The following is a 23,852-nucleotide window of genomic DNA, read 5'->3' as shown; positions in this document are numbered from 1 at the left end:
CGGTGACGAGCCAGGACCAGTCGCAGGGGGAGTTCCTGCGCATCGAGGGCCTCGACGTCGGCTACACGACGTCGGCGGGGCAGCAGCAGGTGCTGCACGGGGTCGACCTCAGCGTCGGTCGCGGGCAGACCGTCGCCGTCGTGGGCGCGTCGGGCTCGGGCAAGTCGACGACGGCCGCGGCCGCGATCGGGCTGCTCGCCGGCAACGGCCGCATCACCGGCGGGCGGATCTGCGTGGCCGGAGAGGACGTCACGCACGCGCTGCGCGGCGGCGACGAGGCGCGGCTGCGCCGGCTGCGCGGGCGCCAGATCGGGCTCGTCCCGCAGGACCCGATGTCGAACCTCAACCCCTCGGCGCGCATCGGCCGCCAGGTCGCCGAGACGCTGGTCGTGCACGGCCTCGCCAAGGGCGCGGCCGCGCGCGAGCGGGCGGTGGAGCTGCTGCAGGAGGCGGGCATCCCCGACGCCGGCCGCCGCGCGAAGCAGTACCCGCACGAGTTCTCGGGCGGCATGCGCCAGCGGGTGCTCATCGCGATCGCGCTCGCGGCCGAGCCGGAACTCCTCATCGCCGACGAGCCAACGTCGGCGCTGGACGTCACCGTGCAGCGGCAGATCCTCGACCACCTGCAGGAGCTCACGCGCGCCCGCGGGACGTCGCTGCTGCTCATCACCCACGACCTGGGCCTGGCGAGCGATCGCTGCGACGACGTCGTCGTGATGTCCGAGGGGCGCGTCGTGGAGCGCGGTCCCGCCCGGCGCATCCTCGCGACGCCCGAGCACGACTACACGCGGGCGCTCGTGGCCGCCGCGCCGTCGGTGGCCGCCCGCACGGCGCCCCGGACCCGGCCCGCCGTCGCCGCGGTGGCAGCCGGCCGTCGCGGGGAACCCCCCGTCTTGGAGGTCCGGGACCTCGTCAAGGAGTTCCGGGTCCGGGGTCAGCGGGAGAAGCTGCGCGCCGTCGACGGCGTGTCCTTCACGGTGCCCGCGGGCACCACGACGGCCGTGGTGGGGGAGTCCGGGTCGGGCAAGACGACCACGGCCCGCCTCGTCCTGGGCCTGGAGGAGGCGACGTCGGGTTCCGTGCTCGTGCGCGGCGAGAGCCTCAGCAGTTCGGGACGCGCCCGGCGGCGCGCCGTCCGCCGCGACATGCAGCCGGTGTTCCAGGACCCGTACGGGTCGCTGGACCCGACGATGACGGTCGAGAAGCTGATCGACGAACCCCTGCGGATCTTCGCGGTGGGCGATCCGCGCAGCCGCCGGACGCGCGTCGCGGAGCTCCTCGACCACGTGGCGCTGTCCCGCACCCTGGCCCAGCGCCGGCCCGCGGAGCTGTCCGGGGGGCAGCGCCAGCGGGTCGCGATCGCCCGGGCGCTGGCGCTGGACCCGAAGCTCGTGGTGTGCGACGAGGCCGTCTCCGCGCTCGACGTCCTCGTCCAGCAGCAGGTGCTGCAGCTGCTGGAACGCCTCCAGGAGGACCTCGGCCTCACGTACCTGTTCATCACCCACGACCTCGCCGTCGTGCGGCACCTGGCCCACGACGTGCTCGTCATGCGCCGCGGACGGGTCGTCGAGCACGGGTCGGTGGACGACGTGTTCGAGCGCCCGCAGCACGAGTACACGGTCGACCTGCTGTCGGCGATCCCCGGCCGCGCGGCCTGACGTGGTTTCCGCCGCCGAACGCGTCACGGCCGCGCTGCGCCGGGACGTGCTCGACGGTGTGCTGCCGCCCGGGACCAGGATCACCGAAGCCGTGCTGGCGCAGCGCTACGGGACGTCCCGGGTGCCCGTGCGGGAGGCGGTGCGCGCACTGGCGGCCGAGGGCTTCCTCGACCTGCGCCCGCACGCGGGGGCGAGCGTCGCCCAGGTCCCGGTCGACGACCTGGCCGACCTCTACGCGGTGCGTTGCGTGGCCGAGGGCATCACGGCCGCCCGCTGCGCTCGGCGGGTCGCCGCCGGTGATGCCGGGGACCTCGTGGCGGAGCTGACCCGCATCGTCGACGCGGGTTTCGCCGCCCTCGAGCAGGACCACCCCGCGCAGGGGGCCGCCCTGAACACCGAGTTCCACACGAGCATCGCCCGGTTGTCGGGCGCCCGCAGCATGGCCACCCTGCTGCGCCGCGTCGGGGAGCAGATCCAGTGGGCCTACGCCACGACCGTTCCCCAGCAGGGCCGCCGGGCCTGGACCGAGCACCGCCGCATCGTCGCCGCGATCGCGGTGGGCGATGAGGAGCGCGCGAGCGCGGCGATGCAGCGGCACGTCGAGACGTCCCGCCGAAGCTTCCGCGACGTGCGGTGACAGCACGCGCCGCCGGGCGCCCGGCTCTGCCCTCCGCGCGATGACGACCGGTGGGTGATGTCGGGAGGCGGTTTCCGGTACTGGCTCGGACGTCGGGTCAGACCGCGGTGCCGACAGCCACTCGGACCTCGAGCTGCCCGCGCGAATCCATCTCTGAGGCCCCCACCGATCCCCAACGCATCGGCGTGCGGAAGACCGCGCTCCCCTGGCCGGCGGACTCCATGGTGAAGTACCAGCCCTCCCAACCAGCGCAAGCCCCTCCGTCCTCGCACGGCAGCCGGGACGGATCACTCACGTACACCCTCGCGGTCCCGGCGTGCAGTCGTTGTTCTCGCACTCCCAGCAACGACGTGGGTACAGAGCCCGCTGCCGGACCGGTCCCTGGTACGTCCACGGGCACGCCCGCCGGAGCCAGGTCGAAGGTCATGCTGATGCTGTCGCACTGACGTACCGAGACCGTCACGCTGGAACCGGTCTGCACGTCGTCATCCGGACCGGGGAAGAACGGCGTGCTCAGCACCACCTCCGGCACCGCCACCCTCGTCTCGCCTGAGTCACCTCTCGGCGCGGCAGGCGCCGCTGGATCAACGGAGGTCAGTGACGCGCTCACCGTGAACGTGTGCCTCTGGGAGGAGTCGCAGTCGCCGAGGTCGACACCCGTCGGGAGTGACTCCCCACCTCGTGGGATCCACACGAGCACCGCACCCGAGGCGATCACCCCTGCCAGGCTCACGCACGCCGCTCGCCACGACCTCGCACGCTCGGTCACCTGGTTCACCCCTTCCACGTGACACCAGCCGAGGAGCGTGGCGCACGAGTCTCAGACGCCGGCACTCAGGCGTCCGTTCCCTCTGCCGCCGATCCGCACCATCAGCGAGTGGCTCGACGGACCTCTCGCCAGACCCGTAGATGCCCGCAGAGGGTCTGAGACTCACGCGCCCACCTGTCCTGGCGGCGTCGGCTGTGCCCGCACTGCCCGCCTGCAGCACTGATCCCGACGGCCTCGGTGAGCCAGCGGTCCGGATGAACCTCCCCGCTGTCATGCTCACCTCGTGAGAGACCACACGTGGCACGCGGTGCGGCCACCGACCGACCTCGGTGTGATCGTGCACGGTCCAGTCGTCCTCGCCCGCGCCCCCGACATCGGAGCCGGACTGCGGGCCGTCTTCGCCTACACCAGTGGACTGCACCTCCTGCTCACCTTCCGCGCCGCCGGCGAGCGCGCTGTCGACGCCGGCAGCTGGTCCTACGGACGACTCCGCCGCTACCCCGGACCCACCGCCGACAACCCCTACACGGCCCCCGAGGTACGCGTCACCGTCAACGACAGCTCCGGACCCGCCCACACGAGCAGCCACGTCTTCATCAGCGACGACTCCTTCAGCGTCAACGCCTCCTACTGGATCGACGAGCTCCCCCGCGACGACCGCGTGCTCCTCAGCGTGGAGTGGCCCTACGCGGGCCTTCCCCGGTCCGAGACCGTCCTGACGCTGCAAGGCCTCGACGACCTCGACGAGCGCGTCCTACGCCTGGTCTGACCCACGAGGAGAGGCTCTGCGGTTCGTGCGGGTGACAGGAGCTGACTCGACGGTCAGGCCGTTGGCCGCGCGAGGAGACGTTCACGCCGCCAACGGTGTGCCTCAGCACACTCACCCACACGAGGCAGGGGACCACGGTGTCTGACGACCCCACTCCGCCGTACGCGGACGACGACGACAGCGACGAGGCGGCCATCTGGCGCCTGAAGCAGGCGGAACTTCGGCGCGTCGACGACCCCGACGATCCACCGCGCGACGTCGAGGGTCCGCGCGAGCCCATCCCCACGAGCGGCACCATCTACCGGTCCGACGATGCTGAAGAGATGGCAATGTTCACGCAGCGGGAGAGGAAGCCCGACCGCGACGACCCCCTGCGCGACCCCTCACGACCCGACCACCACGTGGGACCGATGCACAAGGACCTCTTCGTCGACCAGGACACGGACGTGGACGCCGGGTCGGCCGAGCGCTGAAGCTGAGCCGGTGCGGAAGCGCACGGCACGCCGCTGGCCGGCGACGTCCGCGCTTCTCGAGAGGCTCGCGTCACTGGACACCCAACGACGTCCCAAGCGGTAGCCGAGTGGTCAGGCGCTTCGCTTCGCGCCTCCGGACAGGTGACGTATGCCGAGCAAAGCCAAGTTGATGACGGCGGTGGCGATGATCGCGCACAAGGCTATGAAGAGGACGGCGGCGAGCCACAGGGCGTCGTCCGCGACGAAGAAGACGCCGACGCCCAGCCCGACTGTGAACGCGCCCCAGATCGCGGGCAGTGGCCACCAGGGTCGCAACCGCAGGTGACTGATCACGACAACCACAGCCAGCAGTGCGGCCTGGGCGACCAAGACCCGGTCCTCGACCTGGGGCAGAGTCGTCGGTAGGTACCCAATCAGCGCGCTGATGATCAGCAGGGCCACAGTCCAGCGCCTGCCCCCCGTCTTCCTGGCCGAGCCCGGGACAGCAGGAGGCGTCATCGGTGAGGTCACGACCTCAGTGTGGATCGGTCAGGCGGCGCCCTCGACGGCGATCATCAAACACCATAAAGGGGCAGCCTACGGACGCACGGCCCCAGGTACATGACGGTCTGCACCCGTCCGCCGGACCTGCACCGACTGATGACGGCCGTAGGCCGCGCAGTGCGGGATGCGCGCTCATGGCACCGGTCGCGCGTGGCAGCCTCGTCATGAGGGCTTGCCTACCGCTACAGCTCAGGTGACAGTGCTGAGACTGCCGTCCACCGCGGCCCGGACGGTCGCCCGGTAGAGATCCTCCTGACAGACCGCCCCTTCGGGCGGGTAATGCTTCAGCTCTGCTGTGCCTCGACCGTCGAAGGCCGTGACTCCAGCTGCATCGGTGACCAGAGCGCTGACCTCCACCGACCGCTCAGACGTGAGGTCCTTGACGGTGAGGAACGAGGTCGACGTGTCCCGCCCAGCGACGTCCCAGTGCTCACAACGGTCCTGGAGGCACAGCCGGACCATGCCGCCTGCGGCCGGGTTGACCACAGCGGTGAGGTCGAAGTTCACTCCGGAAGGCTGATGCACCGCCGCGCACGGCTGCCCGCCGAAGAGCGAGCAACCGGCCAGCGTCCCAGCCAACATCAAGGCCCCGGCGCTAGGGGCCTAGAGATGCCGCCACCCCGGCTCCCGTTGCATCTCGGCCCCAGTCTCTCCGCCACCGCCCGTCCTTACCGCGATCTTGCCTTGGACGCTCACGGCGCGATGTCGGTTCCACCCACCCCAGGCGTTCCGCAGGCGAGCGCGCTGATGCCGCGTTGAGGTCGCGATCACGGCGGCCAGTGACGTCCGCTCGTGTCGAAGAGCGAGCGTGACCAAGCTGGGATCACCCTCCTATCGCGGAAGACCAAGCGAAAGCCGCCGCGGGTCTCGATCAGGGCCCCCGGACGCCCCGGCCACGACGCGAGATCACCTATCCGTCACCTCACAGGACGTTCCGCGAGGAACGTGCGGTACCTGCGGGCGTCGCGCCATTCGAAGGCCAGGCAGACCACGGTTGTGCTCGAGAGGATGAAGGCAGCATCCGTCCATGTCCATCCCATCCCGAACCGCGCAGTGATGAACAAGACCACGGCTATCCCCGGGATCACCGCGACTGCTCCCGGCTCGGGAAGGCCTCGACGCTGCCACTTCTCGTACTTCGCGTCCAAGGCTGGTCCCTGCCGGTGGGCCCACACAGAGGACACGGCGGCTACCAACGCCGCCGCGGCCCATGCCACCGCGACCTGCCAGTGTCCGCTGAGCCACCAGATCGCGGCACCGATCACGACCAGCGCGTCCATGATCAGCGAGCCGGTGAGGCGCGAGCGGTCAGCTCGTCGCTGTGTGAAGAGGCGATGGCGGCTGCGCAGGCGTGTGACGGGTTCGGATCTCGGATCGGCCACGACGACATCATCGCGTGGCCGGCACCGGCGCGGGACGGTGTTCACCCGTCAGCCGATCACCGCCGCGGTGAGTGTCCGTCCTGCACTGCCGAGACGTACCATGCACCGGCCTCACGATCCTGCTGCAGTGCGCGACGCACGGTCATGCCCTGGTGCGGAATGCACGGTCTTGTGGCGGGGTGCGCGCCGGCGACTCCGCGGTCATGTCGACGAGCGAGCGGTCGCTGAGCACGACGATCGGATCATGACCGGGGGGACAGCTACACGTGTGACTTCGCACGGACGGGCGCTTCTCGGCGTGGCCAGGGGCCCCGACGACCCCTCGTCGGCAGACTCTGGGCCATGGCCAAGCGACCGTGGTGGGATACGCACGGCAAGCGAAGCCATGCACTAGGGCTGGGCATCCTTTGCCTTGTACTGGCCGCCGCGGGCTGGACTGGAGTATTCCATTCCCCTCAGTGGCATGACTGGCTGATGGCGGGAGGGTGGTCGCTGGTGGCCGTCTTCCACCTCAGTGCCTGGTGGGTCCGAGACAAGCACGAACGCCGAGACAGGTAGCCGACTCACGGTCGTCCCGCGGTGCGGGGCGCTCGCTCATGCCGCGGTCCCTGCGCGATCACGATGGCCCTGTGACCTCGCGGCGTCAGCAAGAGGTGCACCATGGTTCGTCTACCAGAGATCGAGGACCAGATGAGCGATGAACACACGCCCCAGGAAGACGAAGCAGACCACGAGGACTGGAACATCACCCTCTTCGACCTGACCTCCGCTGTGCCCAACCAAGCACTGGAGGAGGCCCCTTCCCGATCCGGCGGCAAGTCCCGGCGCTACTTGGACTACCGCCCACTCGAAGGACGAGACATCATCGATTTCCTCAGGACGGGCGATGTCCCCATCGGCGCCCACGACCTGGCGACCGCTGACTGGGCCGCCCGTACCCTCGACGAAGCCACCTTGCTGACCTTGCTGTCGTGGGTGCGCCGCGCCGCAGCACACAGCTCCAAGTAGTACAGGTCACGGGGGCGACAGGAACGTCGCCGACGTCCGTACGTGCCGCGATCTCCGGCTCTGCAACTTCACGATCATCCCGCCGTCCGCGCGCGGCCGTGGTCGGACGACGATCTTGCGGACATGCCGATGTCCGCGCCGCTCGACACCCTGTGATGGCAATTGAAAGAGGCGTCTGCGCCTGACAGCGTCAGCGGGTGAGCAAGCTATCCGCCTCCAGCAGCCGAACTGGGTGAAACAGTGACAGGGGTACCGGCCATGAGGTTGGTGTGAGCCCACCACCGCTGCCCGATGTTGCGGACGAGCAGCGTTTCCATGCGTTGTACACCGACGTGTACGCCGACGTCTTGCGCTTCCGGAACCTGTCAAGCTCGGTGAGACACGGACTGCTTACGCGCTCTGAATCTGGGCCTCCCTCGAGGGCTGGTTGATCCACGCCTCGGTGGGCAGCTTGGGCGGTTCGGGGCGGCGGCCGCTGAACCGTTCAGGGTGCGCGGCGTAGGCCGCGTCCAGAGTCTCCTGCCGTGCGGCTCGGACTTGTCTGGCGGTGCCGTAGTGCACCGATGCCGGGGTGTGCAGCGCGATCCCGGAATGCCGGTGCACGTAGTTGTAGTGGCCGAAGAACACCTCGCAGAACTTCCGGGCCTGCTCGAGCGTCTCGAACCGGTCTGGGAACGCCGGGGCGTACTTCAATGTCTTGAACTGCGCCTCGCTGTACGGGTTGTCGTTCGACACCCGCGGTCGTGAATGCGACCGCGTCACCCCCAGGTCCACCAGCAGCTGCGCGACCGGTTTGGACGTCATCGACGTGCCCCGGTCGGCGTGGACGACGTCGGGGATCTGATGTCGTCCCATCGCCTCGGTCAGCATCTCCTGAGCCAGGGCGGCGTCTTCGGTGGCCTCGACGCGCCAGGCGACGACGTAGCGGGAGTAGATGTCGATCACGACGTACAACTCGAAGTAGACGCCGCGCGCTGGACCTCTCAACTTCGTGATGTCCCAGCTCCAGACCTGGCCGACTCTGACCGCGACGAGTTCTGGTTTCACCTTCGCCGGATGCGTGGCCTGATTCCTACGGTCACCGGCTATACCGTTGCGCCGCAACAGGCGGTGCATCGTCGACTGCGAGCACAGGTACGTCCCCTCATCCAGTAGGACCGCCCAGATCTGGGCTACGGACTTGTCAACGAACCGCGGCGAGGTCACCACGTCCAGGACGTGGTGCTCCTCAGTGGGGCTCAAGGCGCTGGCCGGCCGTGGTCGGGGACGAACGGGTCCCAGCCGGGGTCCTGCGGTTGCGCGGTAGTGCGATGCGCGGGCGCGGCCCAGTAGGCCGCAAGCGCGGCGGGTCCCGCCGAGACGGCCGCACAGCACCGTCGCTAGGTCGTTGACGGCGGGGTTGTTCAGCTCCGCGGCGGCTTCGGTGTGCCCGTGCTCTCGGAGAGTTTCTCCAAGAGCTCGTGCGCTTTTCCGACGATGTCCAACGCCGTCCGGGTCCGGTCCAGATCGGCTTCGGCACGTTCGGCGCGGGCGCGCAGTTCAGCGATCTCCTTGTCCCGAGGATCAGCTCTCCGAGGGCTCAAGGCGTCGGCGGCGCCAGCGGCGGCGGCTTTGCGCCAGTGGATGAGGTGGGTGTCGTACAAGCCTTCACGGCGCAGGATCGCCCCGCGTTGGCCGCGGGGTGCGGCGTCGTACTCGGCCAGGATCCGGGCCTTGTACTCGGCGGTGAACGAGCGGCGGCGGGGTCGCTCGGCACGGGGGCCTGCCTCAGTCGACTCGCCGGGCTCGGTCGGGTCGGGGCGGTCGGTGCTGTCCACATCGGACAGTGTCAGGGTCACAGGAGGTGTCTCGCTTCTCGCCCTACGACAGTGAGTGGATCTGTACTGCGTGTCTCACCTGAGTCTGGCAGGGAGGGTTCGTGAACCGTCGCCTACCGAGCGAGGCAACCAGCAGCGCCGAGGACGTGGTCGCCGACGCCCTCTTGGTCGCCTGGCGACGCTTCGAAGACGCCCCACGACGCCGCGACGCTCAACGCGCCTGGGTGTTCGGCATCGCCCGCAACTGCCTGCTGACCTCACGCCGGAGCAGCGACCGACGCCAAGCCCTCACCGTCCGGCTGGCCGATCAAGGCGAGGCGACGAGCGACCCCCACGACGCCGTCATCGCCTCCCTCGACCTCACCACCGCGTGGCAGCGCCTCGACCCCGGTGAGATGGAGGTCCTCGCCCTCACCGTCCTCGAGGACCTGACCTCCGCCCAGGCCGCACTGGTACTCAGCACCACCGCCACGGCCTACCGGTTGCGCCTCATGCGCGCCCGACGAGCCCTACGCGCGCACCTGGACGACACCGACGCTCCGAGGCCGGCCGCGGCACCGAAGCGCCACCCCCTCACCGACGACACGTTGGAGGCCACCCGATGAGTCCGACCCACCGCCCGGACGCCGAGATCGACGCCGCGCTGAGAGCCCTGGACGCGGCTCCCCCGACCCCCCTGGATCAAGCCGCGCGCGTCCGTGCCCGAGCGGGTCTGGACAGCATCGTGACCCAGCCCCGCACGCCCCCCGGCCGGGTCGGCCGCGATCCGCTCCTGCCCCGGCGCCCTCGCACCGCGCGGCGCGTGGGTGTCCTCGCCCTGGCCGCCGGCGTGGCGGTGCTGGGCGTCAACACCTCCCAGGTGCTCGGCGGGGGAACGGCGTACGCCGACTCGTGGGAGCCGGTACCCACTGCGGCGAGCCCCGCCGACGCCGCCGCCGCACGCCAGGCGTGCGTCGAGGACGAGACCTTGACGTCCGGCTACCGCGTCGAGCGGTTGCGGACCCGGCTGGTCGAGCGGCGAGGGGACCTCGTTCTCGTGGTGTTGGACGAAGGATCGAGCCCCGTCATGACGCTGACGTGCCTGGTGGACCTCCCACCGGGAGGCGAGGCGACGTTCGTCGCCGGCGGCGGCGGTGGGGGGGCACGCCCGGCCGCCGACGCCATCAGCGACGGCGGGATCTACGAGCAGACGACCCCCGGCGATGAACTCTCGGTCCTGGACGGGCTCGTAGGCGAGAACGTCGCAGCGGTCACCGTCCATGCCCAGGGTGGCCTGACTGCGCAAGCCACGGTCCAGGACGGTCACTACGCCGCTTGGTGGCCAGGTCGTGCAATGCGCAGGACCACCACGCCGGCCTCTCCGGGCACGGCGAACAACTGCGAGGGCGAGTGCCGCACCACCCACCTGGTGCCCACGTACACCCTCGACGTCACCCTCCGGGATGGCACTGTGCTGCGCGACGTCTCTGGACAACCTCTCTGAGTGGTCCAGGCCACCTTCACCCCAGACGACGCGATGCGCAGACCTACCGCACTGCAGACGACGTCGCGGTCATCCCGCTGGTCGTGCGCCATCACGACGGCTGGCGCCTATGCGACCTTGCCGATGTCTGCAAGATGCACAGCGGCATCCGCGGCTGCACCCCATCGGAGCAGCATCCTCTGGCTAGCGTGGATGGATGCCGGACCTACAGCCACCAGTACCTCCCGCCGCCCAGGAGCATCTGCGTCAACGCCTCGAGCAGCTGCTCGATGACCTTGGCATCACCGACTACCGCCATCAGGACCGCTTCTGGGAGTCCGAGAACGGCAAGGAAGCCGTGCATGGCTGGGGCACCGTCGTGCACGGGCCAGCCGACAATGAACCCGTGCACGTCTGGTTTGACGGGCTGGACGAGGACATCGCCATCAGCACCGAGGCCACGGCTCACCAGCCGCGTAGGCGATCCGGCGCATGGTATGAGTGGTGTGACCTCACTCAGCTGGATGACGTTCTCGATGAAGTCATGGCGACCTTGCGGCGGACGCTTACCCCTACTGACGGCTCCTGACGCCAGAGCTGTGCCAGCGCTCACGACAGGTGCCTTCTGCGTTGGTCGCGCCAGACCAGAGGCACCCGCTCATGCCGCAGAGCGCGGACGGGCGTGGTCACGCCGCAAGCCGGGCGCGGGTCGTGACGCACCAGTGACGTCCAGCGCGAGGGGTGGATGCTCCTCGACCAAGCGATCCGATCTCGTGACGTGTAGGCCTCACCGTGGAGGCCGACAGCTCGCCCCAGGTCCGCGGCAGGTCCGCGACCCGGATCTCACGGGACCGGCAGCTGCTCCAGTTGAGGTGAGGTGACGAGTTCCTCGAGTGCCTCGACGGTCAACGGGTGGCCCGTTGCCAGGGTGAAGTCCCCTTCGATCGCGTCGGGACCCCAGTTCACGCTAGATCGGGCATCGACCAACCGGCCGTCAGGCAAGACGGCGAAGGCGAACGGCGTGGTCGCGGTGACGACCGCGTGGTCGGTCTGCATCTCGTGGCGCACCAGCCCGCTGCGCAGCACTGTCCCGTCGCCCAACGTGCGTTCCTGACACGCCACCCAGCCACCCCCTGCGCACACCACGGTGTCGGCGTTGAGAGCTGCGCTCGGACGTACCACGCTGATGTACACCCACACATCCACAGGTCGTCCCTGCGCGTCGACGGCGTCGGAGTCGGTGGCGGTGAAGTTCCACCCCACCGGCGTGCCGTCGGCGGTAATGGAGGTGGCACCAGTAGCCGCCGGAAAGCCGGGCAGCGCTTCAGCTAAGACCGCATTGACCTCTGGCGTGAGCGCAGCTGCCCGCACTGCGTCAGCTCTCCCCTGAGTGCTGGGGGCTGCGTCGTTGGCTCGCGTCAGCTCGGCTAGCGCCTGGGCGCTGAGCGTGGCGTCGAGGACGGTCTCCTCGGGGGGTGGCGTGGATGGTGACGAGGGCGCTGGGGTCGACGTGGGAGAAGCAGCGACCGTGTTGAGGCTTGTTCCGCTGCCTGGAAGGTGGGTGGCGACGACCAGCGCCGTAGCGAGCACCGCCACTGCGCTAGCTCCGGCGGCCCCCTGTCGGCGTCGCAGCCGACGGCGCCCACCGTGGACGGAGCGCGCCACCAGAGCGGCTGACCCCTCAACGGGTCCAGCCGCCTTCTGCAACCGCCGACGCAGATCGTTCTCGTGGGTCGTGTCGCTTAGCATCAGGTGGTGCCTCCCCTTCGGTAGGCGGGCTCGCCCCGAGGGCTCGGGTCGGTCCGGGTCTCGCCGGTGGCGATCGGTGTCGTGCCGGTCGGTGCTGCCCAGCGCTCACGCAGCCGTGTCAGCCCCCGAGCGCTCTGGCTCTTCACGGTGCCGACGCTGATGTCGAGCAGCTCAGCGACGTCTCGTTCACTCAAGTCGTCGAGGTAACGCAGAACGACGACCGCGCGCTGACGTGAGGGAAGGCGCGCCAGTTCAGCCATCAGGTCCAGGCGCTGCTCGGTGCCGGGGTGGGGATCGTGACGGGGGTGCGCGGTAGCGGCGTCACGGTCGAGCTCCAACAACACCTCAGGTCTGCGGGATCGTCGCCGCCAGCGCGAGGTGACTGCATTGGCCAGTGCCCTCCGCGCGTATGCGTCAGGATCCTCGAGGTGGGTCCAGCGGGCGTAGATCTTCTCCAAGACCTCCTGCGTGAGGTCCTCTCCAGCGTGGACATCGCCCGTCAGCAGTCGCGCGATGCGGACCAGGCGCGGCGCCGCGTCCGCCGCCCACGCGCTGAAGGCGTCGGTTCGATCAACGAGGTTCACCTCATCAGCCTGTTCACACCCCTACGACGCCCCGCTGGAGGAAAAAGTTGTCAAGGCCATCGACCGATGATCTTTTCCCTGAAGGCCCTGCGCACCAGCCAGACGGCAGCGGACGTGGAGTGAGGACCGGCTTCCGGGGCCTTACGCCAGACCCATAGGTGAGCGGACGTGCCTCGTCGTCACACGATCCCGGTCCGACTTCGCGGTCGGGACGACGGCTGAGTGCTGGCCGCGCGGACATGACGCTGGTCGCGAACGCGCGGTCACATCGCTGGCCAGTGAGTCTCTGGCAGCCGCAGCGTCGCCTCTGTAACGGTGGTGACACGTACTGGTGTGAGCGCTCACCAGGAGCTGCCCGGACCGGAGACCAGCCATGCACCCCCACGACGGTGAGATCACCCTCGACGACCTCCTGCGAGAGGCCGGGTCGCGGCCGCTGGCCCAACACCAGCAGGAGCAGGTGTTCACCGACACCTGGCGCACCCTCACCACCACCTTGTCCGACACCTCCGGTGCCACCGCTACCCGCGTTGACCACCACGACAGCGAGCTCGCCACGCGCCGCGCCCGCCGCCTGGACGTCGTGGCCGCTCAGCAGGTCCGCGCCCGTCACCGCCGCCGTCTCGCCCGCGTCAGCGCCATCACCTTGACCCTCGCCGTGGCCAGTGCCGGCACCGCGGCGGCCGCCACCTACCTGGCCGCCCACACCGGGCAGCACACCAGCGGCTGGGAGGCGACAGCCGCCGGACCCGGTGAGGTCTTGCGCCAGGACGGCAGTGACTACCTCGACGTCGCCGCCCAGCTCACCGCCGACATCCCCTTCTCGGCCGACCACCAGGCCCAGCGCCAAGCCCAGTTCCGCGCCGGCTCCCTCGCACCCGGAACTGACGCGCAGATCACCGTCAGCGCCTTGCGGGCCCAGGTCGCCCAGAACGCGATCTGCACCTGGGCCGATGCGTGGATCGCCGCCGACACCACCGGCCATAGCACCGTCGACGTCTCCGCTCGACGGACCGCCACGAGCACCCTCACCGCGTCGCTGACCTGGTCCGCGGTCACCGACGTCGACCCGACCCCCAGCGCCAGCGGCGCACGCGCGGACGCCGGAGCCGAGACGGGCACCCGCTTCGGATGGGTCCCAGCCATCGCCACCGCCGCGGCCGCTGGCGACCGCGCTGCGGTACTGGGCGCGGTCGCCGCCAGCGACCGGTGCAGCCCGGCGATGACGCCAGCGATCACTGCTGCGGTGACCACGGCAGCGACGATCATCGGTCAGGGCTCGACCCGATGAGTCGAGCAGGCACCATCGACGACGGCGAACGGTTCGAGCAGCTCTTCCGCGACACCCGCGTCGACGTCCTGGCCTACCTGACCCGGCGAACCGCCCCGGCCGACGCCGCTGACCTGCTCGCCGAGGTCTACCTCATCGCCTGGCGACGACGGAGCGACTTACCCGAGGGCAGGGAACGGTTGTGGCTGTTCGGTGCTGCACGCCGGCTCCTGGCCCAGCACCGGCGCCAGCAGGCCGGGGTCGAGAACCTGCACCGGGAGCTGGCCGACCACGACGACGAACCGAGGGCCAAGGCCCCTCTTCGTCGCTCTCGTCCAGGGTGGTGGACGTCGTGCGTGCCGCGTTGGAGGCGGTGAATGAGCCGGACCGGGAGCTGATCACGCTGACCGCCTGGGAGCAGCTGAGCACCGCTGACGCGGCCCGCGTCATGGGAATCACCGCCACGACGGCTCGGGTACGTCTGCACCGGGCCCGGCGACGTCTGGCCGCCCATCCTGACCTGCTGCGCTTGGTCGACGAGGGCGCACCCGCGGGCCCCGGCCGAGGACACCTGCGGCCGGTGGTCGAGCACCACTGACGATCTCTCGGTCACGCCGCGGTGCGGAACGCACGGTCATGTCGCGATCAGCGTGCGGCGCTGCAGGCCGTTCTCGCGGGGCTGCTCGACACAGGGCTACTCCTGCCGCTGGTCGCGCGAGGTGGCTAACCAAATCAGCGCTTCTTGGACCCGCTCGCTGCGACGCTGCCACGGCCTCCTCCGGCACAGCACGTCGATGCAACCTCCACGCCGGGCTGCGGCGTACAAGCTGTGAGGGGGTGGGGTCATGAGCAAAGACATCGACGGTGCGGCGTTCGACGCCTTCGCCGGCACCGCGATGCCGCGGCTGCGACAGCTGGCGTACGCCTGGTGCCACGACTGGCACCACAGCGACGACGTCGTGCAGGACACCATGGAGCGCGTCTACGCCGCTTGGCCACGGGTGCGCCGCGGTGGTGAGGAGTACGCCTACGCCCGCACCACCCTGGTCCGCCGGCTGATCTCCGAGGACCGTCGCGCCTGGCGCCGCCACGAGACCGCCATCCTCGACGACACCGCCGCTGGAGCGACGTCGGCGCACCCGTCTGCAGTGGAGCTGACCGGGTCCAGTGTGGAGCGCCTGGACGCCATGGATCTGCTGCGTCTGCTGCCACCGCGCCAGCGTGCCGTCGCGGTCCTGCGCTTCCTGGAGGACCTGCCGGTCAGTGACGTCGCTGACCTCCTGCACTGCTCTGAGGGCACGGTGAAGAGCCAGGCCCACCACGCCCGCCGCTTCCTGCAGCAGCACCTCAGCGCCTCACCGCCGACTGGGCAGGACACCACGTTCCTCGCTGACCAGCACTTCCCGGACGGAGCACATCGATGACCAACGACGACAGCGACACCAGCGCCGACGTCTCGAGCACCTTGAGGACCGCACTGCGTGACCGGCCCAGTCCGCCGCCCACCTGGAACTTGGATCACATCAAGGCTCGCGGACGTCGGCGCCGGCTGCGCACTCGAGCACTACCGGTGGCTCTCGGCCTGGCGGTGGTGGCCACCGTCGGAGGGGTTGGTGCAGCAGGCGGTATGTCGTGGCTGTGGACGGCCACCACCACGACGACCGTAGCCGCGCCCGACGCCAGCGGATCACCCGAGCAGGTAGTCCGCGGCTACATCGAGGCCCGGATGGCCGGAGACGACGCTGCAGCGCACAACGACTACTGGGTCCAAGACCCGACGTGGCTGATCCGCTGGAACGCTGACAAGCTGCGGGTCAACGACGTCAGGATCGGTGTACCCCGGTCCTACCCGACAACAGACACCGTCACGCAGGGCTGGCGGCAAGCCGTTGCCGTCCCGCTCTCCTACTCCTATGACGACGACCCTGCCCTGGTCATCGGCAAGGCCCCCTTCTCCGGGTCGGTGATCCTCGTGCGCAACGACGACACCGACGCCTGGCGCATCGTCCGCTCCGACGAGTGGCCCTCGTACTCCGTCCCCGCCATCGTCCCGGCAACACCTGACCCGGTCATCGCCATCGCCGGCCACCCCGAGGGCTTGGTGCGCGAGGCCTGGGCGCGCACCGGAACCGTCGGACTCGAGGACGGCTGCTTGGTCATGGACGAGGCGCTCCTGGTCTGGCCGCAGGGCTCGGCGTGGGATGACGCGACTGAGCAGATCGTCTTGACCGACGGGACCCGCCTCGGCATCGGTGACCGCATCGAGACGTGGGGAGCCCCGCTCGGCGACCTGACCGGCTTCCTGGATCAAGCCGGGGAAGCAGCCATCAACTCCTGCGGCGGTGTGGACGCGGAGGCCGCGGCCGCGGGCCGGGGACGACCGGTGCTCGAAGTCTCTACCGCCTGAAGCTGAGGAGACTGACTGCTTGTGACGCAGTGCGGTGCGAGGCGCGCGCTCAAGCCGCTGGTCGCGCGGTCGGGTCTGCCGCACGGATGGGTGACACCTCACTCAACTCTGTGCGCGACGCTCGAGGTGGCTTCACCTGGGCAACAACAAGTGCCCCCGACGTGCTCGTGGTAGATCGAGCTCTCGCGACGTCAACCCCTTGACTGAGATGGGCTCGGCGCTGAGGAGCGCCGGTCATGCCTACCGACCCGGACGACGACTTCGTGACGCGGCTGCGCCACCACACCGGCGCTCCCGTTGACGCCGAGGCCCTTGTGCAGGAGGCGACGAGGAAGGTCGCGCGGCGTCAGCTGCTGCGACACGCACGCCAGGAGGTCGGCGTCGTGATCGCTGGGGCCAGGCTGATCGTGGTGGAGGTGTTCTGGCTGCTGATGACAGCGGGGTGATGGCTGCGGCTCTCGGGGCTCGCCGGCCCGTCCTCACGCTCAGACCGATGAGCGAACGGGCGGCACACTTCTCCGGTGGAAGAAGACGTACTGCAGCTCGTCCGCCTACGCCTGTCTGGCTGGTTGCGGCCCGTGCATGTCCTGCGCCTGGCGGGCAACCCGCAGGAGAGCGGCCGCTACCCAGGGGCTGAGCCCCTGTGCGTCGAAGACGGCCGCGTCCTGGCCGCACACAGCTACCGCCTCCTCCTGCAGGTCAACGAGGAGCGGCAGATTTTGTCCGCGCCTCGATGGCCGATCACCAGGGTGCTCGACGCCAAGGGCTGCCGGCGCGCCCTGGCCCGTCCCCACCACCGTTGGCACGGCTGGATGCGTGGCGCGATGGCGGAGATCGACGACGTCCTTCACGACGCCGCCGCCTCGCTCGACGACTCAGCCGCAGCCGAACGGATCCGGGACTCCGCCGGCTTCCACGGTCTGTACGACTACGTCTGGGGTCATGCCGAGCAGCCCCCACCGATGCACCGGCGTCTGGCCTGGTGGGATGAGCAGATGAGGTGGCTGCGCCGCAGCCTGCACGTCATGGACGCCCACCAGCGCCTTCCGGCCCACCACAGGTGAGAGCGAGCGCGTCCGCTCGTGCCGCCGCTCAGTGCGCCTCTGCCGGTGTGTCGATGCGACGCAGCGTCCGGAGCAGAGCAGGGTCCAGAGCAGTGCTAGCGCCCAGCACCTCAACTCCCAGCAGACGACCGGCGGGACTGAAGTCCAAGATGACCTCGTACTCCTCAGACCCCGTGTCCACGATCACTTGCTTCAGCGGAGGGTCGGTGCAGTCGCCCGACAGATCGATGTAGGCCGCATCGACCTCCGCGTCCCAGGTGCCGTCCATGGCCCTAGCTTGCCGCGATGAGCGCGCGGCTGATCTACCGGTCTTGCCGCTGGTGGCGGGGAGGGCGCGCTCACAGCCGCTGGCCTCGTGGAACGCGCGAGCTGAAGCCGGTGGCCTCGCGGAACGCGCGAGCTGAAGCCGGTGGCCTCGCGGGGCGTGCTCTCAGCTCGAGGGGGCTGCTGCCACTCCCGTCTACGCCGGGACAGATCACCCGATTCCAGGGAACCGATGCCCGACGGGTGGTGTCCTACAAGGATGCGCACACAAACGGCAGGCTCGTCGACGATCCTGGCCGCCCTCGGCACCGTCCTGTTGCTGACCACCACTGCCAGCGCCTCCAGCTCCCCTGGTGTGGCGACGAGGGCTGACGGCTCTGGTGGCTCGCTGCTGGCCTTCACCGGCTGGACGGACGCTGACACCGAGCAGAGCCTGCTCACCCTGAACACAGCCAGCCACGAGGTCGAACCCGTCGCCCGCGGCGGTGGGATCGGCGCGCTGACGTGGAGCCGCGACGGACAACGCTTGTTCTGGATCGGCTACGACGGCCGCCAAGACGGCAGCTCCACCCTCTACAGCGCCCGCCCCGACGGCAGCCAGCGACAGACCCTCATGACCGGGTACGACATCCGCGCCGTCACCGCCGGTCCCGACGGCACCGTGGCCGTCGCCCGGGCAGGCATCCCCACCAACGTCGACTGCGCCACCAACCCGCCCACCCCGCCCGCCGACCTCGTCCTCATCGACCCCGACTCCGGCGCTGGCTCACGCACGGCGGTGCGCATCCTCACCCCCGCGCAGGTGGTCACCAACGAGCTGGTCTTCTCCCGTGACGACTCTGTGCTGTTGTGGCGGGCCATCCCCGGCGACCCGTGCGGTGGCAGCTCCAACCCCCAGTTGTTCCTCACCGACCTCGCCACCGGTGCCACCCGTCAAGTGGCCGGGGATGCCCAAGGCAGCGGGTGGGCCTCCTTCTCCGTCGACGGCACCACTGTGATCAGCGCCAAGTCCGACGGGCAGGGACAGGACCTCGTGCGAACGGACGTCACCTCAGCGACCTCCATCCGCTTGCGCACCCCCACGTACGCCGAGGCGCTACCGACCTTCTCTCCCGACGGCACGAAGCTGGCGATGATCCGCACGCCCGGCGTTCCTGAGCAGGGCATCATCTTCCGCCCGAGCGGTGCGCCGCGCGTGGTCATCACCGACGCCGAGGGCCGGCTACTGCGGGACCTCGGCGAAGCGCCTGTCAGCGCCGAGCATCTGGCCTGGTCACCAGACGGGACCTTCCTCGCCCTTGACGGGTTCACGTCCGTACCCGCGTGTGAAGGGTGTGACTACGGCAGCGCTGACCCCGCAATCTGGGCTCTTCCGGTGGACGGCGATGCGCCCACCCAGCTGAGCACCGCCGGCGGCTTCGCCAGCTCGGGACTGGCCTTCCAACCCACCTTCCCTGACCCCCCGCTCATCGAACGCCGGGCCCGCCAACTGCGCCCGTAATTGACCTCAACGGTCGGCCGTGAGCATGAACACTGTCCCAGTCCCCGCGGCCTCGAGCAGCCGGGGACATTCGCACATGCCGCCTTCCGCAGGATATTGCGGCGCCTCGAGCTCAGCTAGCTCGCCGGTTCCCACCTCGGGGCGACGTCCAACCCCTCCAAGGCAGATGCCGGTCCCGCTGCCGGCGACCGTCGTGAACCAGCCACCCTCTGCTCCGAACCGATGCGCCTGCCCCAACGCCCTCTCTCGGGAACGTCCCGGCTCAGGGATGCGGACCAGTTGACCATCGCGCCCGTGTGGCGCTCGTGGCAGCACCAGCACCTCGAGCAGAACCTCCTCGAGCGGCACGCCCATCACCCGTGCGGCCCCTCCCTGGCCAGCTCGGGCAGCCGACCGGTCTCGGTGGTCATCCCGACCTCCACCTCTCCGGTGCGGCCGTCGATGAGCATCGTGTACGTGCGGTCTGTCCCATGCCGCACTCGTGCTTGCATGCTCGTCTTCTCAGTCATCCGCGCAGCATCTCGGTGACCTCCGAGCACCAAGACCTCACGATCATGCCGCTGCCGGCGCGGACAGGCATTGAGGGGGTTCCGCGAGCCCCGTTGGGGATGTCGGCCACCAGCTGACCTGCACTGCCACCGGATGACAGGATTCCGCTGTGCTGCTCACCAGTCAGTTCGCGGACCGGGAGGTCCATGTCGTCGTCGCCAGCGACCTCTCCAGCGGCGACGACTGGTTGGACCGCCCACGAGCCGTCGTCGCTACCCTCGACACCGTGCGCCCCGCCGCCGCCTCCATGGTCATCGACCTGCACTCTGACCGGTGGGTGGCCATCCCCGACGACGGCTGGGGCGGCAGCGGCCCTCGCGTCCCCTCACGCTACGACCTGGCAGAGCAGCAGAGCTGGGCCGAGGAGGACCTGCGCGCCCTGCAGCTCCTCCGACGCACCGGCCGATGGCCCGACGCCGTCGTCGTGGATGTCAGCGATGAGACGCAGTGGAATCTAGCCCGCACCTACGCCACCGCCAGTCTCGGCGTCCATGTCTACGACCACTACGACCGTCTGCTGGCCACCATCGAAGACGCCGGCGCTGTCATCACGGCAGCTCTCACTCCACAAGACGTCATCCGACTTCGCCGAGCTCTTCACCCAGCGTCCTCTGATGCAACCTCAGCCAAGCCGGTAGCTACCGTCCGGGTACTCGATGAGCCCACCCGGCAACGATCCAACGGACTGTTGGAGCAGCAGGCGACCCTGCGCGACGAAGGCCGCCCGAGGTGGCTGGCCGAGCAGGAACGCTACGACAGCTTCCAGGCTCGAAGCGCTCGTGAGGACTCCTTCACCAGCTTCGGCGTTGTCGCAGGGGACCGCCCGCCGGCTCACCCCGCCGACGACTACACCGTCGACGTCCTGGTCACGACCCACCCACTGCCCGCACGTCCGCCGGCCAGCATCTCCGTCCAGCTGCGTACCGCACGCCTGGGCCCGCTGAGAACGCATGATCACCAGGAGCGCATCTACGGCGGCGTCTTCGCCATCAGCTTGCACGCCTTGAGCCCAGGCCTGTGGCCCGAGGGGCAGGAGCTCCTGCCCTGCCAATTGCACGCCACCTCCACCCGGGTGACAGGTACTCACGCCGTCGTCGTCGCCGACGTCCCCAGCAGGCCGCTTCCTGGCACTGGCCGCCCACCGCTGCACGACGGCTGGGGCATGTGGATGCCGTGGGCAGGCTGGTCGATCTGGATTGAGCAACCCGGCGAAGACACCCTCGTCCTCACCGCCCCGGTCAGCTGGACCTACGATCCCGCTGTCACAGGTCAACCGCAGGCTCAGGACACCAATCCCAAGCCAGACGCGATCGCAGAAGTGACCCTCACCTTTCGGCGTCGGTAATTCGCCCGTGCGTGACCTCTCGGCCTCACGGTCATCTGCTGGATGTCGCACGACCGCGGCCGCCGGCGACGTCCGATCATGTCGATCTGCGGAAGGTGGAGCAGCCTCATGAGGCCCCAGCGAACGACCCCAGGAACTGCACGATCAGTCGCGCCGCGAGTCGGTGCAGAGCGGTGCGTTCACCCGTCGTCGGCGCATCGAGCAGGTCGTAGTGCCCCACCCGCTCTCCCAGGCACACGTGCTGCGCTGCGGGGATGTGCTTGGCGTAGACATCGGCGTTCGCCTCGGCCGGGGTGGTCTCATCGGCCCCGCCGGACAAGATCAGGACTGGGCACTGCACCTGCTCCAAGCTGTCGAGGTCGAGCAGCTCACCGATTCCCGGTGACAGCAAGACCGCGGCGCGCACCCGCGCATCGCTGACGTCGCCCTCACATCCGGCGAGGAGACCGTCGGGATCTTGCTCCCAGCGCTGGCGCAGCTCGCGCGCCAGGCCCGGGTACTCCGGCACCGCGGGCAGTGAAATCTGCCCGCTCACCAGCGCCTCGAACAACGGCCGCAGCTCTCGCACACCGCACAGAGCGGCCGCGGTGTACCCGCCGATGGAGAAGCCGCAGGCCACTAGGCGGGAGGCGTCCAGTCCTAGGTCCAGGTTCAAGGCTTGGTCGAGGGCCCGGCTCAAGTCCAGTGGTCGTTCCCAGGCGCGGACGAAGGCGGCGGGCTGGTGGTCCTGGGTGGCGGTGTTGCCGTGATGGTCCACTGCTAACACCGCCCAGCCGGCATCCACCAGAGCTTCGGCCAGCCAGGCCAGTGAACGGGCCGACCCACCCGTGCCGTGGGACAGCAGCACGACTGGCCAGGGGCCAGCTCCCGCCGGACGCCACAGACTCGTGTTCAAGGGGCGAGGACCCTCGGGTGCCGAGGCTGCTCGCGCCGGGTCGGTGAAGTCGAGCACCACGGGCGTCATCACGTCCGCATCTTGATTCACGGGAGCAGGAGACAACAACACCTCGACCTCGCGGTCATGGCACCCCTCTCTGTCAACCGACGCTCTTGCAGGGCCTGCGGGTGCGGGTGGACGATGGCGCTGCGGGTCCGGGAAGTGACTTCTCCGAAGGGCCGGTCTGGGGATACGAGCCGGCCGCGCTGGAGCCAGTAGACGCCCCCACTTGTCCTCCCGGGCCCGTCACGACCACCGCTGACACGACGTCGTCCACGACGTCCTCCAGGACGACGGGCTCCTGCTCCTCGACGACCTCCGGCACGTCGTCAGCAGCAGGCCCCGAGGGCGGCTGCAAGCCGGCCTGGCGCAGCTGGTCGTCAGCGATCATCTGCCGGTAGACGACATCGGAGAGGCGCCGCTTCAACGCCCGTAACGCTTCCATCGAAGACTTGCCCTGCGCCTCTTGCGGTCGAAGTAGGCCCGGCCCTCGGTGTCATGACGCAACTGCACGATAGCCATCGTGTGCAGCACCCGGTTGATGCGCCGGTTGCCTGAGCGCGACAGTCGCTGGTGGTTGTTGTCCCCACTGGACGCATCGATCGGGGCGGTCCCGTTCCACGACGCGAAGTGCCCCTTGGACGGGAACCGGGCGATGTCACCGACATCACCCAGCAACCGTGCCGCGGTCGAGGGACCGATGCCGTGCAGGTCCATCAACCGCGACCCCCGCGACGATGAGGTCCTTCAGCTCCTTGTTCGCCGCCTTGATCAGCTTGTCCGTGCCAGTCAGCTCCTCGATGAGCGCGACCACGATCCGCCGCCTGGTCTTCCCGGCGACATCGCGGGGCCGGACGGTCGCGACCAGTGCCTTGGCCTGCGCTGCAGTCAACGCGGTCTTCGCCCCACCTGGCAGCAACTCCAACAGCAGCTTGTGGATCCGGTTCACCGACTCCGTGCGCCGGACGCCGAGATCGTCGCGACGATCGACCAGCAGGCGCAACGCGACGTGCTCCCCGTCGACCTGCACCACCCGAAGACCGGAAGAGCGCAACGCGACCAGGGCGATGGAGTGCGCATCGGTGGCGTCGGTCTTACGGCCCTGACCGGTGGAGAACACCCGAGCCCGCGCCGACAGCTTCGCGGGGACGTCCACCACATGCTCACCATCGGCGATCAACCGTTGGGCGAGGTGCTTACCGATCCCGTTGGCGCCCTCGACCGCCCATGTCCGCTGCTTGAACTCCCGCCCCGCCGCGAGCATGTCGCGGTAGCCGGCGGTGTCGGTGGTGAACCGGCCCGCGTCCAGCAACCGCTCACGCTGGTCCAGGACCTCGATGGTCGCGGAGCGTTTGTGCGGGTCCATCCCGATGATCACACCCGTGATGGGTGGCTTTTTGACGTCCATGTCGCCCTCCGTCGCGCCGCCGCGGGACCGACCGGCCGGCCGGGCCTCGTCGTGCTGGCAGTGGTGGGCAGCGCTACTTCGAGCACGACAGACCCCTCTTGAGCCTCACCCCCGCCGGGCGGTGCCCGACCCTTCGCACGCCATGAGAGAGCCACACCGATCCACCTGGTGGGCAGCCGCTAGGAAGAGCGTCGTGTCGGACACCTCGACACAGCCTGGCCGGGCCGTTGTCGTGGGTCCAGTACACAAGTAGCCG

General features: G+C 69.5%; 26 protein-coding genes and 1 pseudogene. 17 read left to right on the top strand and 10 right to left on the bottom strand.

Features of this window, described 5'->3' with window-relative positions; genetic code table 11:
• Nucleotides 1–2 precede the first annotated feature (2 nt).
• The 4 genes from GTR02_RS04025 to GTR02_RS04010 all read left to right on the top strand — a co-directional run bounded on the left by GTR02_RS04025 (nt 3) and on the right by GTR02_RS04010 (nt 4,306).
• The gene (locus tag GTR02_RS04025; protein WP_166606191.1) at nt 3–1,658 is read left to right on the top strand and encodes a dipeptide ABC transporter ATP-binding protein; all 1,656 of its coding nucleotides are present in this window, start codon (nt 3–5) and stop codon (nt 1,656–1,658) included.
• 1 nt (nt 1,659) lies between these two features.
• The gene (locus tag GTR02_RS04020) at nt 1,660–2,295 is read left to right on the top strand and encodes an FCD domain-containing protein (RefSeq protein ID WP_166606190.1); all 636 of its coding nucleotides are present in this window, start codon (nt 1,660–1,662) and stop codon (nt 2,293–2,295) included.
• Nucleotides 2,296–3,401: 1,106 nt separating this feature from the next.
• Nucleotides 3,402–3,833, top strand: a complete 432-nt coding sequence (locus GTR02_RS04015; protein ID WP_166606189.1) for a hypothetical protein — start codon at nt 3,402–3,404, stop codon at nt 3,831–3,833.
• 137 nt (nt 3,834–3,970) lie between these two features.
• Nucleotides 3,971–4,306 (top strand): hypothetical protein, encoded by a 336-nt coding sequence (locus GTR02_RS04010; RefSeq protein ID WP_166606188.1) that lies wholly within the window; start codon nt 3,971–3,973, stop codon nt 4,304–4,306.
• Between the two features lie 111 nt (nt 4,307–4,417).
• Here the strand turns inward: GTR02_RS04010 and GTR02_RS04005 are convergent, their stop codons facing one another.
• The 3 genes from GTR02_RS04005 to GTR02_RS03995 form a co-directional block, all read right to left on the bottom strand.
• Nucleotides 4,418–4,747, bottom strand: a complete 330-nt coding sequence (locus GTR02_RS04005) for a hypothetical protein (protein ID WP_166606187.1) — start codon at nt 4,745–4,747, stop codon at nt 4,418–4,420.
• A 291-nt stretch (nt 4,748–5,038) separates the two neighbouring features.
• A complete protein-coding gene (locus GTR02_RS04000; RefSeq protein WP_166606186.1) occupies nt 5,039–5,356 on the bottom strand; it encodes a hypothetical protein in 318 nt (105 codons plus the stop codon).
• Nucleotides 5,357–5,766: 410 nt separating this feature from the next.
• Nucleotides 5,767–6,231 carry a hypothetical protein gene (locus GTR02_RS03995; RefSeq protein WP_166606185.1) on the bottom strand — a complete coding sequence of 155 codons (465 nt, stop codon included), beginning with the start codon at nt 6,229–6,231 and terminating at the stop codon, nt 5,767–5,769.
• Between the two features lie 690 nt (nt 6,232–6,921).
• Between GTR02_RS03995 and GTR02_RS03990 the strand changes: the two genes are divergently transcribed.
• On the top strand, nt 6,922–7,239 hold the full coding sequence (locus GTR02_RS03990; protein ID WP_166606184.1) for a hypothetical protein: 318 nt from the start codon (nt 6,922–6,924) through the stop codon (nt 7,237–7,239).
• Between the two features lie 390 nt (nt 7,240–7,629).
• On the opposite strand, the gene GTR02_RS03985 is transcribed toward GTR02_RS03990, so the two are convergent.
• Both GTR02_RS03985 and GTR02_RS22340 read right to left on the bottom strand, forming a co-directional pair.
• Nucleotides 7,630–8,646, bottom strand: coding sequence for an IS3 family transposase (locus GTR02_RS03985; RefSeq protein WP_166606202.1), 1,017 nt, complete (start codon nt 8,644–8,646; stop codon nt 7,630–7,632).
• The gene (locus tag GTR02_RS22340) at nt 8,643–9,077 is read right to left on the bottom strand and encodes a transposase (RefSeq protein ID WP_205708589.1); all 435 of its coding nucleotides are present in this window, start codon (nt 9,075–9,077) and stop codon (nt 8,643–8,645) included. The genes GTR02_RS03985 and GTR02_RS22340 overlap by 4 nt, the downstream gene beginning before the upstream one ends.
• 80 nt (nt 9,078–9,157) lie before the next feature.
• Between GTR02_RS22340 and GTR02_RS03975 the strand changes: the two genes are divergently transcribed.
• From GTR02_RS03975 to GTR02_RS03965, 3 genes are all read left to right on the top strand, one after another.
• Nucleotides 9,158–9,661, top strand: coding sequence for a sigma factor-like helix-turn-helix DNA-binding protein (locus GTR02_RS03975; protein WP_166606183.1), 504 nt, complete (start codon nt 9,158–9,160; stop codon nt 9,659–9,661).
• 197 nt (nt 9,662–9,858) lie between these two features.
• Nucleotides 9,859–10,539 (top strand): hypothetical protein, encoded by a 681-nt coding sequence (locus GTR02_RS03970; RefSeq protein ID WP_166606182.1) that lies wholly within the window; start codon nt 9,859–9,861, stop codon nt 10,537–10,539.
• A gap of 196 nt (nt 10,540–10,735) precedes the next feature.
• A complete protein-coding gene (locus GTR02_RS03965; RefSeq protein WP_166606181.1) occupies nt 10,736–11,107 on the top strand; it encodes a hypothetical protein in 372 nt (123 codons plus the stop codon).
• A 254-nt stretch (nt 11,108–11,361) separates the two neighbouring features.
• Here GTR02_RS03965 and GTR02_RS03960 read toward each other — a convergent pair whose 3' ends face one another.
• Complete coding sequence (locus tag GTR02_RS03960) at nt 11,362–11,889, bottom strand: hypothetical protein (protein ID WP_166606180.1); 528 nt, start codon at nt 11,887–11,889, stop codon at nt 11,362–11,364.
• 377 nt (nt 11,890–12,266) lie between these two features.
• Nucleotides 12,267–12,851, bottom strand: coding sequence for a SigE family RNA polymerase sigma factor (locus GTR02_RS03955; RefSeq protein ID WP_166606179.1), 585 nt, complete (start codon nt 12,849–12,851; stop codon nt 12,267–12,269).
• A 460-nt stretch (nt 12,852–13,311) separates the two neighbouring features.
• Between GTR02_RS03955 and GTR02_RS03950 the strand changes: the two genes are divergently transcribed.
• From GTR02_RS03950 to GTR02_RS03920, 7 genes are all read left to right on the top strand, one after another.
• A complete protein-coding gene (locus tag GTR02_RS03950; RefSeq protein WP_166606178.1) occupies nt 13,312–14,142 on the top strand; it encodes a hypothetical protein in 831 nt (276 codons plus the stop codon).
• Entirely contained in the window at nt 14,139–14,498 is a 360-nt protein-coding gene (locus tag GTR02_RS03945) for a sigma factor (protein WP_166606177.1), read from the top strand. The genes GTR02_RS03950 and GTR02_RS03945 overlap by 4 nt, the downstream gene beginning before the upstream one ends.
• Nucleotides 14,462–14,719: a sigma factor-like helix-turn-helix DNA-binding protein gene (locus tag GTR02_RS03940; RefSeq protein ID WP_166606176.1), complete on the top strand. Its 258-nt coding sequence runs from the start codon at nt 14,462–14,464 to the stop codon at nt 14,717–14,719. The genes GTR02_RS03945 and GTR02_RS03940 overlap by 37 nt, the downstream gene beginning before the upstream one ends.
• A gap of 247 nt (nt 14,720–14,966) precedes the next feature.
• On the top strand, nt 14,967–15,545 hold the full coding sequence (locus tag GTR02_RS03935) for an RNA polymerase sigma factor (protein WP_166606175.1): 579 nt from the start codon (nt 14,967–14,969) through the stop codon (nt 15,543–15,545).
• The gene (locus GTR02_RS03930) at nt 15,542–16,528 is read left to right on the top strand and encodes a hypothetical protein (RefSeq protein WP_166606174.1); all 987 of its coding nucleotides are present in this window, start codon (nt 15,542–15,544) and stop codon (nt 16,526–16,528) included. Before GTR02_RS03935 ends, GTR02_RS03930 begins: the two co-directional genes overlap by 4 nt.
• Nucleotides 16,529–16,764: 236 nt before the next feature.
• Nucleotides 16,765–16,974, top strand: coding sequence for a hypothetical protein (locus tag GTR02_RS03925; protein WP_166606173.1), 210 nt, complete (start codon nt 16,765–16,767; stop codon nt 16,972–16,974).
• A 75-nt stretch (nt 16,975–17,049) separates the two neighbouring features.
• Nucleotides 17,050–17,592, top strand: a complete 543-nt coding sequence (locus GTR02_RS03920) for a hypothetical protein (RefSeq protein WP_166606172.1) — start codon at nt 17,050–17,052, stop codon at nt 17,590–17,592.
• 28 nt (nt 17,593–17,620) lie between these two features.
• Here the strand turns inward: GTR02_RS03920 and GTR02_RS03915 are convergent, their stop codons facing one another.
• Nucleotides 17,621–17,860 (bottom strand): DUF2283 domain-containing protein, encoded by a 240-nt coding sequence (locus GTR02_RS03915; RefSeq protein ID WP_166606171.1) that lies wholly within the window; start codon nt 17,858–17,860, stop codon nt 17,621–17,623.
• A gap of 255 nt (nt 17,861–18,115) precedes the next feature.
• Between GTR02_RS03915 and GTR02_RS03910 the strand changes: the two genes are divergently transcribed.
• Nucleotides 18,116–19,357, top strand: coding sequence for a PD40 domain-containing protein (locus GTR02_RS03910; RefSeq protein ID WP_166606170.1), 1,242 nt, complete (start codon nt 18,116–18,118; stop codon nt 19,355–19,357).
• A 658-nt stretch (nt 19,358–20,015) separates the two neighbouring features.
• The gene (locus tag GTR02_RS03905) at nt 20,016–21,251 is read left to right on the top strand and encodes a hypothetical protein (protein ID WP_166606169.1); all 1,236 of its coding nucleotides are present in this window, start codon (nt 20,016–20,018) and stop codon (nt 21,249–21,251) included.
• Nucleotides 21,252–21,357: 106 nt separating this feature from the next.
• Here the strand turns inward: GTR02_RS03905 and GTR02_RS03900 are convergent, their stop codons facing one another.
• Together GTR02_RS03900 and GTR02_RS25040 are read right to left on the bottom strand one after the other, a co-directional pair.
• A complete protein-coding gene (locus GTR02_RS03900; protein WP_166606168.1) occupies nt 21,358–22,098 on the bottom strand; it encodes an alpha/beta fold hydrolase in 741 nt (246 codons plus the stop codon).
• A 190-nt stretch (nt 22,099–22,288) separates the two neighbouring features.
• Nucleotides 22,289–23,596: pseudogene (locus tag GTR02_RS25040) on the bottom strand (IS110 family RNA-guided transposase).
• Nucleotides 23,597–23,852 lie beyond the last annotated feature (256 nt).

The sequence above is a fragment of the Kineococcus siccus genome, assembly GCF_009906795.1.
Lineage (GTDB): Bacteria > Actinomycetota > Actinomycetes > Actinomycetales > Kineococcaceae > Kineococcus > Kineococcus siccus.
This window is presented reverse-complemented; position numbering and strand designations above follow the sequence as displayed.

Excerpts from the sequence above, each read along its gene's own strand:
- GTR02_RS03990 (WP_166606184.1), top strand. The coding sequence starts at position 6,922 with ATGAGCGATGAACACACGCCCCAGGAAGACGAAGCAGACCACGAGGAC.
- GTR02_RS03965 (WP_166606181.1), top strand. The coding sequence starts at position 10,736 with ATGCCGGACCTACAGCCACCAGTACCTCCCGCCGCCCAGGAGCATCTG.
- GTR02_RS03945 (WP_166606177.1), top strand. The coding sequence starts at position 14,139 with ATGAGTCGAGCAGGCACCATCGACGACGGCGAACGGTTCGAGCAGCTC.
- GTR02_RS03935 (WP_166606175.1), top strand. The coding sequence starts at position 14,967 with ATGAGCAAAGACATCGACGGTGCGGCGTTCGACGCCTTCGCCGGCACC.
- GTR02_RS03930 (WP_166606174.1), top strand. The coding sequence starts at position 15,542 with ATGACCAACGACGACAGCGACACCAGCGCCGACGTCTCGAGCACCTTG.
- GTR02_RS03925 (WP_166606173.1), top strand. The coding sequence starts at position 16,765 with ATGCCTACCGACCCGGACGACGACTTCGTGACGCGGCTGCGCCACCAC.
- GTR02_RS03915 (WP_166606171.1), bottom strand. The coding sequence starts at position 17,860 with ATGGACGGCACCTGGGACGCGGAGGTCGATGCGGCCTACATCGATCTG.
- GTR02_RS03910 (WP_166606170.1), top strand. The coding sequence starts at position 18,116 with ATGCGCACACAAACGGCAGGCTCGTCGACGATCCTGGCCGCCCTCGGC.